This window comes from Methylobacterium sp. 174MFSha1.1 (assembly GCF_900116815.1).
Classification (GTDB): domain Bacteria; phylum Pseudomonadota; class Alphaproteobacteria; order Rhizobiales; family Beijerinckiaceae; genus Methylobacterium.
The window spans coordinates 1-12,602 of sequence record NZ_FPCB01000004.1 but is presented as its reverse complement, the minus strand read 5'-3'; the positions used below and the strand labels follow the sequence as shown (position 1 = coordinate 12,602).

The following is a 12,602-nucleotide window of genomic DNA, read 5'->3' as shown; positions in this document are numbered from 1 at the left end:
GCTCTCCACATGACGGCTCTCCATCGCCGCACGCTCCTTGCTGGGGGCGCCGGGCTGCTGACCATCGCGCTGGTGCGGCCGGGCGCCGCCGCGATCATCCGGCCGAGCCGCGAGGCCACCGTCGAGGCGATCCGCCGCTTCACCGGCGGCGCACCCGTCCAGGCTGGCCGGATCCACCTCGACATGCCGCCGCTGGTCGAGAACGGCAATACCGTGCCGCTCGCCATCACCGTCGAGAGCCCGATGAGCGAGGCGGATCACGTCCGCCGCATCGCGGTGTTCAACGACAAGAACCCGCAGCCGCACGTGGTGACGCTGCATCTCGGGCCGCGCGCCGGCCGCGCCGCGGTCAACACCCGGATTCGCCTGGCCGATTCCCAGACCATCACCGCCCTCGCCGAGATGCGCGACGGCACCTTCTGGTCCGCCACCGCCGACGCGATCGTGACGCTGGCGGCCTGCGTGGAGGGATCGTGACGATGGCCCGCGCCCTCATCAACCTGCCGAAGACCGCGAAGGCCGGCGCGGTGATCGAGATCAAGACCCTGATCTCGCATCCGATGGAGACCGGCTACCGACCGGGCCAGGACGGCCGCCTGATCCCGCGCAACATCATCACGGAGTTCGTCTGTGCTTACGACGGCGAGGAGGTGTTTCGCGCGGAGTTGTCGCCGGCGAGCGCAGCGAACCCGTACCTGACCTTCACCACCGTCGCAACGAAGACCGGGACCCTGACCTTCACCTGGACCGGAGATAACGGGTTCTCGCAGACGGAGGAGGTGGGGATCACGGTGACGTAGGACACCCGACGACCGGCTCGGGAGGAGGCACGCCGCTTCTGCTGAACCCTCCCCCCTCTGCGGGGAAGGGTGCCCGGCGGAGCCGGGCGGGAGAGGGGACGCCGCCTCCGGATATGGCTGAACCGTTATGAAGGGCGCGAGCTGGATCATCGTCGCGCTGCCCCTCTCCCGGCCTGCTCCGCAGGCCACCCTCCCCCGCAGAGGGGGGAGGGTTCAGAAGCGACGCGCTATCCGACAGTCTCCCCCTCCCGCAACGCCCGCCGCAGCACCTTGCCGACATTCGTCTTCGGCAGGCTGTCGCGAAAAACGTAGCGGCGGGGCACCTTGTACGCCGTCAGCCCCTCCCGGGCATGCGCCCGCAGGGCCTCCGCGGTGAGGTCGGGATCGCGCCGAACCACGTGGGCGACGACGCTCTCGCCGGTCTCCCCCGACGGCTCGCCCACCACCGCCACCTCCAGCACGCCCGGATGGGCGGCGAGCACGTCCTCGACCTCGTTGGGATAGACGTTGAAGCCCGAGACCAGGATCATGTCCTTCATCCGGTCGACGATGCGGACCTGCCCGTCGGGCTCGATCAGCGCGATGTCGCCGGTGCGGAAGAAGCCGTCCGGGGTCATCGCCCGGGCGGTCTCGTCGGCCCGGCCCCAGTAGCCGGCCATCACCTGCGGCCCGCGCACGCAGAGCTCGCCGGGCTGGCCCGCCGGCAGGGTGGTGCCCTCGGCGTCGCGGACGCACACCTCCGTCGAGGGCGCCGGGTAGCCGATCGTGCCCGACCAGTCGTGCAGGTCCGGCGGGTTGATCGAGACCACCGGCGAGGTCTCGGACAGGCCGTAGCCCTCGATCACCGGCTTGCCAGTCACGGCTTTCCAGCGCCGGGCCACCGGCGCCTGCATCGCCATGCCGCCGGCGATGGCGTATTCGAGCCGCGACCAGTCGACCTTGGCGATGTCCGGGTGGTTGAGGAGCGCGTTGAACAGGGTGTTGACGCCCGACAGGTTGGTGAAGCGGCTCTTGCGCAGGAGGCTCACGAAGCCGCCGATGTCGCGCGGGTTCGGCACCAGCAGGCAGCAGGCGCCGAGCCGCATCATGAAGAAGAAGCAGCAGGTCAGCGCGAAGATGTGGTAGAGCGGCAGGGCCGTCACCATCACCCGGCCCGGGCCCTCGTCGTCGCGCATGCGGAACCAGACGCGGCTCTGCTCGACATTGGCGGCGACGTTGCGATGGGTGAGCATCGCCCCCTTCGAGACGCCGGTGGTGCCGCCGGTATATTGCAGGAAGGCGAGATCGTCCGGACCGACCGCGACCGGCCGGAAGGCGGCGCGGCGCCCGGCCGCGAGGGCCGCCTTGAAGCTGGTCCGGCGCTCCGCCGGCAGCGTGAAGGGAGGCACCGCCTTCTTGAGGTGGCGCGCCGCCAGCGTGATGAGCGAGCCCTTCAGCCCGAGCCCGTCGCCGGCGCCGGCCACCACCACCCGTTCGAGGCCGGGCAGTTCGGGCAGCGACTCGGCGACCGTGTGGCAAAAATTCTCCAGCACCACCAGAACCTTCGCGCCGGCATCGCGCAGCTGGTGGGTCAGCTCGCGCGGGGTGTAGAGCGGGTTGACGTTGACGACCGTGGCGCCGGCGAGGAGCGCGCCGACGAGGGCGATGGGGAAGGCCGGCACGTTTGGCATCATCAGGGCGACCCGGTCGCCCTTCGCCACCCCCTGCGCTTGCAGGAAGGCCGCCATCGCCTCGCCCTCGCGCCGCAAAGCCGCGAAGGTCAGGGAGGCGTTAAAACAGGTGATCGCCGGGCGGTCGGCGAAGCGCTGCGTCGCGGTCTCGATCAGCTCGATCAGGGTGCCGAGGCGCTCGGTCTCGATCTCCGCCGGGACGCCGGCCGGGTAGGCGGCGAGCCAGGGCCGCGGCGGGGTGTTGGGTTCCATCGCGCTCGACCCCTTGCCCATGAACTCCGTCCTCCCCGGTGCCGGGTGCCCCGCGAGATGTCTTTCGGGGCCCCGGCTTGCCTCCGGGTTAGCGTCTCCCCGGGGTGGATTCAACCGATGCGCGGGGTCGGACGAGGTCGAGGATCACGTGCGGCAGGAACGCCGCGAGCACGAGGCCGAGCGCGAGCGCGGCCTGACCGCCGGAGAGCGCCAGCCGCGGGAAGCCCGACAGGCCGAGATCGCGCGCCGCCGCCAGCACGCCGAGCGCCCAGGCCAGGGCCGCGAAGCGCAGGAGCGCCCGGACGAGCGCGCGGCCCCAGCCGCCCCGGCGCGGCAGGCCCCGCGCGAGGAGGGCGGCGAAGCCCAGGGCACCGCCGAGCACGGAGGCCGCCGCCACGGCGCCAAGCCCCTGCGCCACCGCCATCGGCTGGCCGGACAGGAAGGCGACGCCGCCGACTGAGAAGCCGGCCCGCAGCACCAGCCCGCCATAGGTCGGGTGCAGCGACAGGCCGGTCACGAGGGCGAGGCCGAGAGACGCGCCGAGCCAGCCGCGCCAATGCGGCGCGGCGAGCGGCAGCGCCGCCGCCCGCGCGACGCCGTAGGCGATCGCCGGGAAGAACAGCGGGTAGCGGTCGGCGAAGAAGCCGTAGGCCCACTGACTGAGGCCCGCCGCGTCGAGGCTGCGTTGCGTCGTGCCGGTGACGGCGACGAGCCCCACGGCGGCGAAAGCCGCCGCGAGCGGGATCAGGGCGGCGAGGCGCCCCGGCCGGGCTCGGGCCACGGGGGCGGCGCCCGGCAGGGCGCCCGCGAGCGCGCTCACGCCTCGTAGTGGTCGCGCACGAGCCGGTCGAGGAGGCGCACGCCCCAGCCCGAGCCCCAGGAGCGGTTGGTCTCGGTCGCCGGCGAGCCCATGCCGACGCCGGCGATGTCGAGGTGGATCCACGGCACGTCGTTGACGTAGCGCTTGAGGAACTGCGCCGCCGTGGCCGAGCCGCCGTGGCGCCCGCCGGTGTTCTTCATGTCGGCGAATTTCGACTCGATCAGCTTGTCGAAGCCGGGGGTCAGCGGCATGCGCCAGACCTTCTCGCCGGTGGCCTCGCCGGCGGCCGAGAGGCGTTGCGCCAGCTCGTCGTTGTTCGAGAACATGCCGGCGAATTCCTGGCCGAGCGCCACCAGGATCGCGCCGGTCAGGGTCGCGAGGTCGATCATGAAGCGGGGCTTGTAGGTCTGCTGGACGTGCCAGAGCACGTCGGCGAGCACCAGGCGGCCTTCCGCGTCGGTGTTGATGATCTCGATCGTCTGGCCCGACAGCGACGTCACGATGTCGCCGGGGCGCTGGGCCTTGCCGTCGGGCATGTTCTCGACGAGGCCGATGGCGCCGATGGCGTTGACCTTGGCCTTGCGGCTGGCCAGCGCGTGCATCAGGCCGACGACGCAGGCGGCGCCCGCCATGTCGCCCTTCATGTCCTCCATGCCGCCGCTCCCCTTGATGGAGATGCCGCCGGAATCGAAGGTCACGCCCTTGCCGATGAAGGCCACCGGCGCGTCGGAGGCGTCCTCAGCTCCGTTCCAGCGCATGATGACGACCCGGGCCTCCTTGGCCGAGCCCTGCGCGACGGCGAGCAGGGCCCGCATGCCGAGCTTCTTCATGTCCTTCTCGTCGAGGATCTCGATCTCGACGCCGAGCTTCTCCAGGCCTTCCGCGCGGCGGGCGAATTCTTCCGGGTCGAGGACGTTCGGCGGCTCGTTGACGAGCTCGCGGGCGAGGATCACACCCTCGGCGAGCCCTTCCGCCCCGCGCATCGCCTTCTTCAGCCCGGCATTCTCCGGCACCAGCAGGGTCAGGCGCCCTCCCCCGCTCGCCTCCTCGCCCTCCGGCGACTTCTTGCTCTTGTAGCGGTCGAACTTGTAGGCGCGAAGCCGCGCGCCCAGCGAGAAGGCCGCGACCTCGTCGGAGCTAGGGGCCGTGCCGGGCCATTCGAGGACGACCGTCGCCGAGCGGCTGCCGAGCTTGCCGGCGGTGGTGCCGCCGAGCGTCGCCCAGTCGCGGGCGGACGCCTCGTCCGCTCCGGTGCCGACCACCACCAGCCGCTCGACCGCGAGGCCGGCGGGTGCGGTCAGGACCAGGGCGCTTTGCGCCTTGCCCTTGAACCGCTCGACGCCCGCGGCGCGGGCCACCAGCTCGGCCGCGCCGAGCCCGGCGATCTCGGCCGCCCGCGGCGACAGGGCGAGGTCCTCGCCGACGAACAGCACGAGGTCGCCGCCGGGCTTGGCCGACGCTCCGGACGCGGCGAGGGATTCGATCTCGATGCTGATGCCGTCCGCCATGGCGTTGCTTTCGTCCCGTTCCTTAGGAAGTCGCGCGTCTCGCGAGGGGCGCCGCGTCGGTCCTGTGTAGCGGTGGGACGCCGGACAACGCAACGCGACCGGGTGTGCGACCGCACGCCTCCGGCGTGCCCTGTGGCAGCCTGAGCGCGCCCGCCCGCAAAAGGCCGCACTTGCCGTGCTTGAGGGCGCCCGGTGCTTGTGCGGCCGGCGGGGCAAGCCTAACCAGCATCGACGCGGGAGGGGGCCCGACCGCAGCCGGCCGATGAGACAGATCGAGCGCTACATCTTCCGCATCGCCCTCGGGGCTTTCCTGTCGTGCCTGATCGGCCTCACTGGCGTGATCTGGGTGACGCAGGCCCTGCGCGAGCTCGACCTGATCACCGCCAAGGGCCAGACCCTGCTGATCTTCTTCCTGATCACCGGGCTGTCGCTGCCGACCCTGATCACCGTGATCGCGCCGGTCGCCCTGTTCATCGCGGTGGTCTACGCGCTGAACAAGCTCAACGGCGATTCCGAGCTGATCGTGATGAGCGCGGCGGGCATGTCGCCGCGCCACCTGATGCGGCCGTTCCTGACGCTGGCCCTCCTCGTCAGCGCGGCGATCGGCTTCCTGACGATCCAGGTGATGCCGTCGAGCTTCCAGGAATTGCGCGACGTGCTCACCCGCGTGCGCGGCGACTTCATCGCCAACGTGGTGAAGGAAGGCCAGTTCACGACGCTGGACAGCGGCATCACCTTCCACTTCCGCGAGCGGGCGCCGAACGGGGCGCTGCTCGGCATCTTCATGCAGGACCGGCGCGAGGCCGGGAAGACGGTGGTCTACCTCGCCGAGCGCGGCCAGGCGGTCGACCTCGACGGGCAGACCTACCTCGTGCTCGAGAAGGGCAGCATCCACCGCCAGCAGCCGAACAGCCGCGATTCCTCGATCATCACCTTCCAGCGCTACGCCGTCGACCTCGCGGCGTTCACGCCGCCCGATGCCGACACGATCTACAAGCCGCGCGAGCGCTCGACCGTGCAGCTGATGTTCCCGAACCCGGACGAGACCTACTACAAGCTGACGAAGGGCCGCTTCCGGGCCGAATTGCACGACCGGCTGTCCTCCTGGCTCTACCCGCTGGCGCTCGGGCTGATCGCCTTCGCGGCGCTCGGCGATCCCCGCACCACCCGGCAAGGGCGGGGGCTGGCGGTCGCCGGCGCCATCGCCGCCGTGGTGGCCCTGCGCATCGCAGGCTTCGCCGCCGCGAGCGCGGCGGTGCGCAGCCAGGGCGCCGTGATCGCGGTCTACGCCGTGCCGCTCGTCGCGATCGTCCTCTCCCTCGTCGTCGCCACCCAGGGCAACCGGGTGCGGGCCTTCAATGCCGGCGTGGCCGCTCGGCTGCGCCGGCTCTCGGGCGCGGTCCCGGTCCTGCGCGCACGGGCGGGGTGAGCGGATGCTGATCGGCGTCACCCTCGGCCGCTACCTGGCGGCGCGCTTCCTGCGCATGATCCTGGGGGTCTTCCTCACGGTCTTCGCCCTCGTCTACACCCTCGACTTCGTCGAGCTGATGCGGCGCGCCGGCGACGCCGAGGGCACCTCGGCCGCCGTGATGGCGCGGCTCGCGCTCTACCGCACCCCGGCGGTGGCCGAGCAGGTGCTGCCCTTCGCGATCCTGTTCGGCGCCATGGCGGCCCTGCTCCAGCTCAGCCGCAAGCTCGAACTGGTGGTGGCGCGGGCCGCCGGCATCTCGGCCTGGCAGTTCCTCCAGCCCGGGGCGCTCGTGGCGCTCAGCATCGGCGCCTTCACGGTCGGGGTCTACAACCCGGTCTCGGCCGAGCTGAAGCAGCGCTCGACGCAGATCGAGGCGAAGATCTTCGCCCGCTCGGGCAAGGCCGCCTCCGGCAAGGACCTGTGGATCCGTCAGCGCAGCATCGACGGGCAGGCGATCATCCGGGCCGAGACCGCGATCGAGGGCACCACGACCCTCGCCGGCGTCGCGGTCTTCACCTTCGACGAGGCCGGCGCCTTCACCCAGCAGATGCAGGCGGCCCGGGCCACCCTGCACGACGGCTACTGGGAGCTCCAGGACGTGCGCGTCCAGGGTATGGACCAGGAGCCGCAGAGCTACGACACCTACCTGATCGCCTCGACGCTCGACCAATCGCAGGTGCGCCAGCGCTTCACCCCGCCGGAATCCGTGCCTTTCTGGCAACTCCGCCAGACGATCGCCCGGACCGAGCGGGCGGGCCTCGACGCCACGCGCTACCGCCTGCAGTACGACGTGCTGATGGCCCGGCCGGTGCTGTTCCTGGCGATGGTGCTGGTGGCGGCATCGGTTTCATTAAGGTTTTTCCGTTTCGGTGGCATCGGCAAGATGGTGCTGGGCGGCGTCGCGGCGGGCTTCGTGCTCTACGTGGCACGCCAGGTGATGGAGGGCCTAGGAGCCTCTGGATTGGTCGCGGCGCCGGTGGCGGCGTGGTTCCCGGCCGTGGTAGGGAGTCTTCTCGGAACGCTCGCGCTTCTGCACCTGGAGGACGGCTGATGCCCATCCTCCGGAGACGCGGCGCGGGCATAGCGGGTGCAGGGATGGGTCGAGTCGTGCGTAAGGCCGCGGGTGCCGCGGTCACGGGATCCCTGACGGTTCTGCTGGCAGCCGCCGTGACGGCGGGCGCGAGCGACCTTGCGCGCGCGCAGGGCACGCTCAACGACCAGTTGGCGGCGCGATCCGCCAAGAACCAGGGCAAGAACCAGGGCAAGCCCGGCAGCGGCGACGAACGCCTGCTCGTCGAGGCCAAGGAGCTCGTCTACGACAACGACAAGAACACGGTCTCGGCGGTCGGCAATGCCGAGCTGCATTACGGACCGCGGACCCTGCTGGCCGACCGCGTGCGCTACGACCGCAACACCGGCCGGGTCTTCGCGGAGGGCAATGTCCGCCTCACCGACGAGACCGGCTCGGTCGTGACCGGCGACCGGATGGAGCTGACCGACGACTTCAAGTCCGGCTTCATCGACTCGCTGCGCATCCAGCAGACCATCGAGCAGCGCGGCCGCCCGGCCCGGGTGCGGTTCTCCGCCCCGCGGGCGGAGCGCATCGCCGGCGAGACGACCACCTTCGAGTACGGCACCTACACGGCCTGCGAGCCGTGCAAGGACCATCCCGAGAAGCCGCCCTTGTGGCAGGTCAAGGCGGCGCGGATCATCCACAACAACGAGGAGCGCCGGATCTACTACGAGGATTCGTACCTCGAAGTGGCCGGCATCCCGATCGCCTACCTGCCCTATTTCTACTCGCCCGACCCGACGGTGCGGCGCGACACCGGCTTCCTGGCGCCGCACTTCGTCTCGTCGAACGTGCTCGGCTACGGCATCGGCACGCCGTTCTTCTGGAACATCGCGCCCGATTACGACCTCACCGTCGAGCCGACCTTCCTGTCGAAGCAGGGCGTGCTCGGCCAGGCCGAGTGGCGCCAGCGGCTCGCCAACGGCTTCTACAACGTCCGGGTCAGCGGCATCTTCCAGTCGACGCCGAGCGCGTTCCTGCCCGGGCCGCTCGGCTCCGGCGACCGCGACTTCCGCGGCTCGATCGAATCGGCCGGCCAGTTCTACCTCGGCCAGAACTGGCGCGCCGGCTGGGACGTCGTCGGCGTCACCGACAAGTGGTTCCTCGACAATTACCGCATCCGCAACCAGACGATCAGCACGGACTACTTCCGCGAGGCGGTCTCGACCGCCTTCCTGATCGGCCAGGGCGACCGCTCGTGGTTCGAGGCGCGGGGCTACTACTTCAAGGGCCTGTCGACCTACGACTGGCAGAAGCAGCAGCCGATCGTCGCCCCGGTGATCGACTACGACAAGCGCCGCGACGGGCCCGACCCGATCGGCGGCGAGGTGCGGTTCCAGGCCAACTTCACCCACCTGACCCGCGAGGCGACGCAGTACACCCAGATCCCGCGCACCGGGACCTACCTGCTCAGCCCGAGTGTCAACGGGATCTCGTTCCCGCTCTACAGCACCTGCTCGGTGTTCGAGCGCGGGCAGTGCCTGGTGAGCGGGCTCGCCGGCGACACCACGCGGGGCACCGCCCAGGTGTCGTGGCGGCGCACCTTCACCGACGAGTTCGGCCAGCGCTGGCAGCCCTTCGCCTACCTGCGCGGCGACGCGTTCTTCGTGAACCCGAACACGACCGGCTACCAGAACCCCGAGGTCACGAACCTCTTCTCGCCGGAATCGAACTTTTCCGGCCGGGTGATGCCGGCGGTCGGCCTCGAATACCGCTACCCCTTCGTCGCCGATATGGGTCCGCTCGGGGTCCACACCGTGTCGCCGATCATCCAGGTGATCGCGCGGCCGAGCGAGACCCATATCGGCCGCCTGCCGAACGAGGACGCCCAGAGCCTCGTCTTCGACGACACCTCGCTGTTCGAGTGGGACAAGTTCTCCGGCTACGACCGGGTCGAGGGCGGCGTGCGCGCCAATATCGGCGCCGAGTATTCGATCACCGGCCGCAACGGCTTCTACATGAACGCGATGTTCGGCGAGTCGCTCGCGCTCGCCGGCGTCAACTCGTTCCGCCGCGGCGACATCGCCAATATCGGCCTCAATTCCGGCCTCGAGACCGCGCAGTCGGACTTCGTCTCGCGCCTGCAGGTCTCGCCGAACCAGAACATCAGCTTCATCACCCGGGCCCGGTTCGACAACTCGACCTTCGCGCTCAAGCGCTTCGAGGCCGGCGTGACGGCGAAGTTCGCGCCGTTCCTGCCGCTCGAGACCTCGCTCCTCTATGCCCGCTACGAGGCGCAGCCCGAACTCGGCTACGACCGCCGCCGCGAGGGCCTGCAGGCCTCGGCGCTCTACAACATCACGCCGAACTGGTTCGTGACCGGCTCGGTGCTGTTCGACCTCTCGCACTACCTCCAGGTGCGCGAGTTCTACGCCACGGCGGCCCAGGCCTACTTCCTCAACCCGGTCGGCACGGCGCCGACCTACGACCGGGCGGACAAGTTCTACGTCTCGTCGTCGGGCCTGGGCTTCGGCTACCGCGACGAGTGCACCACCATCTCGCTCAACTACCTGTCCTCGCCGATCGAGACGGCGTCGGGCCTGCGCGAGCGCAACCGCACCTTCCTGCTGCGGATCGAGCTGCGCACCCTCGGCGAGGCGAACTTCCGCCAGAACCTCAGCACCACCACGACGGCGGACGGCATCGCCACGGCCCGGTGACGGGCCGGGCGACCCGGCCCTGAGGCGGCTTGCTCGGCGGAGGCCGGGATGTCATGGCGCGGGGATGTGCCACCACGGACGAGGATCCCCGCGATGACCACAGCCCTCGCGCTGACACAGGGCGATCCGGCCGGGATCGGCCCGGAGATCACCCTGCGGGCCTGGCTCGCCCGGGAGGAGCACGGTCTGGCGCCGTTCTTCGTCATCGGCGACCCGGATTTCCTCGAGAGAACCGCCGCCCGGCTGGGCCTCGACATCCCCCTCGCCGACGCCACCCCCGAGAACGCGGCCGAGGCCTTCGCCCGCGCCCTGCCGGTGATGCGCCTGCCGGACGGGATCACCGTCACGGCCGAGCCCGGCACGCCCGATCCGGCGAGCGCCGCCGGCACCCTCGCGTCGATCGAGGAGGCGGTGCGGCTGGTGCGGGCCGGCCGCGCGCCGGCGCTGGTCACCAACCCGATCGCCAAGCACGTGCTCTACGAGGCGGGCTTCCGCCATCCCGGCCATACCGAGTACCTGGCGGCCCTCGCCGCCGCGCCGGGCGAAGCCCCGCCGACGCCCGTGATGCTGCTGTGGTCGGAAGAGCTGGCGGTGGTGCCGGTGACGATCCACGTGGCGCTTCGCCGAGTGCCGGAGCTGCTGACGGCCGACCTCGTGGTCGAGACCGCCCGCATCGTCGACCGCGACATGCGGGCCCGCTTCGGCCTTCCCGCCCCGCGCCTCGTGCTCGCCGGGCTCAACCCGCATGCGGGCGAGGCCGGCACGATGGGCACGGAGGACCGCGACGTGCTGGCGCCGGCGATCGAGTCCTTACGGGCGGAGGGCATCGCCATCACCGGCCCGCATCCCGCCGACACCCTGTTTCACGCTCGCGCCCGGGCCACCTACGACGTCGCGCTCGCCCCGACCCACGACCAGGCGCTGATCCCGATCAAGACGCTCGCCTTCGACGAGGGCGTGAACGTGACCCTCGGGCTGCCCTTCCTGCGCACCTCGCCCGACCACGGCACCGCCTTCGACATCGCCGGCAAGGGGCTGGCGAAACCCGACAGCCTGATCGCGGCCCTGAAGCTCGCCGGGCGCCTGACCCGGCCCTGGGACACAGAGACAACGAGGGACGGAGCAGCGGCATGAGTTCCCCGGACGGTCTGCCGCCGCTGCGCGAGGTGGTGCAGGCGCACGACCTCCTGCCCCGCCGCTCGCTCGGCCAGAACTTCCTGTTTGACCTCAACCTCACCGGCCGGATCGCCCGCTCCTCGGGTCCGCTCGAGGGCGTGACGGTGGTCGAGGTCGGCCCCGGCCCCGGCGGCCTGACCCGGGCGCTCCTGATGCACGGCGCCGCCAAGGTCATCGCGGTCGAGCGCGATCCCCGCGCCCTGCCGGCGCTCGCCGAGATCGCCGCGCATTATCCCGGCCGCCTGGAGGTGGTGGAGGCCGACGCGCTCGCATTCGATCCCCGGCCGCTGATCGGCGACGGCCCGGCCCGGATCGTCGCGAACCTCCCGTACAATGTCGGCACGCCGCTCCTCACCGGCTGGCTCACGTCGGAGGCCTGGCCGCCGTGGTGGGAGTCGCTGACCCTGATGTTCCAGCGCGAGGTGGCCGAGCGCGTCGTCGCCGACGAGGGCGACCGGGCGAATTACGGCCGGCTCGGCGTGCTGTGCGGCTGGCGCAGCCAGGCCACCATCCTGTTCGACGTGCCGCCCTCGGCCTTCGTGCCGCCGCCGAAGGTGACGTCGAGCGTGGTGCGGCTGGTGCCGCGGGCGGAGCCCCTGCCCTGCCGGGTCCGGGCCCTCGAAGCCGTGACCGGCGCCGCCTTCGGCCAGCGCCGCAAGATGCTGCGCCAGAGCCTCAAGGCCGCGACCCCGGACCCCGCCCGCCTGCTCGCGGCCGCCGGCATAGCCGAGACGGCGCGGGCCGAGGAGGTGCCGGTCGAGGGATTCGTGGCGATGGCGCGGGTGTTGTGAGGGATCAGCCGGAAGCGCTTCGCGAAACCTCTCCGGCCCGCGACCTGATCCTGAGTGCCAGTTTCGAGAGTGGGTGCACCGAATTGCAACCCTCTCCGTCATCCCGGGGCCGCGCAGCGGAACCCGGGATCCATAACCGCTGACAGTTCAGGATAAGACGGAACGCAATCCGCCTCGTTCTCCGACGCCAGCGGTTATGGATCCCGGGTTCTCGCCTTCGGCGAGCCCCGGGATGTTGGGGTGGACGGCCCCCGCCGGCATCATAAGTGCCAGGTTGAGGTCGTCTGACACCCAACCGAGGAGACCGTCCGTGACGCAGATTAGCATCATCGGCCTGGACATCGCCAAGTCCGTCTTCCAGTTCGAGGCCCAGGACGCGCAG

10 protein-coding genes are annotated in these 12,602 nt (G+C 70.9%); 7 read left to right on the top strand and 3 right to left on the bottom strand.

Annotated features, from left to right (window positions below; genetic code table 11):
- The first annotated feature begins 9 nt into the window (after window positions 1–9).
- Together BM430_RS00070 and soxZ are read left to right on the top strand one after the other, a co-directional pair.
- Window positions 10–477, top strand: a complete 468-nt coding sequence (locus tag BM430_RS00070; protein WP_093564096.1) for a SoxY-related AACIE arm protein — start codon at window positions 10–12, stop codon at window positions 475–477.
- A 2-nt stretch (window positions 478–479) separates the two neighbouring features.
- On the top strand, window positions 480–800 hold the full coding sequence (soxZ, locus tag BM430_RS00065) for a thiosulfate oxidation carrier complex protein SoxZ (protein ID WP_093564094.1): 321 nt from the start codon (window positions 480–482) through the stop codon (window positions 798–800).
- Window positions 801–1,027: 227 nt separating this feature from the next.
- Here soxZ and BM430_RS00055 read toward each other — a convergent pair whose 3' ends face one another.
- The 3 genes from BM430_RS00055 to BM430_RS00045 form a co-directional block, all read right to left on the bottom strand.
- On the bottom strand, window positions 1,028–2,743 hold the full coding sequence (locus tag BM430_RS00055) for an AMP-binding protein (protein WP_280142251.1): 1,716 nt from the start codon (window positions 2,741–2,743) through the stop codon (window positions 1,028–1,030).
- A gap of 67 nt (window positions 2,744–2,810) precedes the next feature.
- A complete protein-coding gene (locus BM430_RS00050; RefSeq protein ID WP_244539232.1) occupies window positions 2,811–3,542 on the bottom strand; it encodes a hypothetical protein in 732 nt (243 codons plus the stop codon).
- A complete protein-coding gene (locus tag BM430_RS00045; protein ID WP_093564090.1) occupies window positions 3,539–5,050 on the bottom strand; it encodes a leucyl aminopeptidase in 1,512 nt (503 codons plus the stop codon). The genes BM430_RS00050 and BM430_RS00045 overlap by 4 nt, the downstream gene beginning before the upstream one ends.
- Window positions 5,051–5,312: 262 nt before the next feature.
- Here BM430_RS00045 and lptF point away from each other — a divergent pair, with 262 nt between their 5' ends.
- The 5 genes from lptF to rsmA all read left to right on the top strand — a co-directional run bounded on the left by lptF (window position 5,313) and on the right by rsmA (window position 12,220).
- Entirely contained in the window at window positions 5,313–6,479 is a 1,167-nt protein-coding gene (lptF, locus tag BM430_RS00040) for an LPS export ABC transporter permease LptF (RefSeq protein ID WP_093564088.1), read from the top strand.
- A 4-nt stretch (window positions 6,480–6,483) separates the two neighbouring features.
- On the top strand, window positions 6,484–7,572 hold the full coding sequence (gene lptG / locus BM430_RS00035) for an LPS export ABC transporter permease LptG (RefSeq protein ID WP_093564086.1): 1,089 nt from the start codon (window positions 6,484–6,486) through the stop codon (window positions 7,570–7,572).
- A 44-nt stretch (window positions 7,573–7,616) separates the two neighbouring features.
- Window positions 7,617–10,253, top strand: a complete 2,637-nt coding sequence (locus tag BM430_RS00030; protein WP_093564084.1) for an LPS-assembly protein LptD — start codon at window positions 7,617–7,619, stop codon at window positions 10,251–10,253.
- A 93-nt stretch (window positions 10,254–10,346) separates the two neighbouring features.
- The gene (gene pdxA / locus BM430_RS00025; protein WP_093564082.1) at window positions 10,347–11,387 is read left to right on the top strand and encodes a 4-hydroxythreonine-4-phosphate dehydrogenase PdxA; all 1,041 of its coding nucleotides are present in this window, start codon (window positions 10,347–10,349) and stop codon (window positions 11,385–11,387) included.
- Window positions 11,384–12,220 carry a 16S rRNA (adenine(1518)-N(6)/adenine(1519)-N(6))-dimethyltransferase RsmA gene (rsmA, locus tag BM430_RS00020; RefSeq protein ID WP_093564080.1) on the top strand — a complete coding sequence of 279 codons (837 nt, stop codon included), beginning with the start codon at window positions 11,384–11,386 and terminating at the stop codon, window positions 12,218–12,220. The genes pdxA and rsmA overlap by 4 nt, the downstream gene beginning before the upstream one ends.
- The last annotated feature ends 382 nt before the right edge of the window (window positions 12,221–12,602 follow it).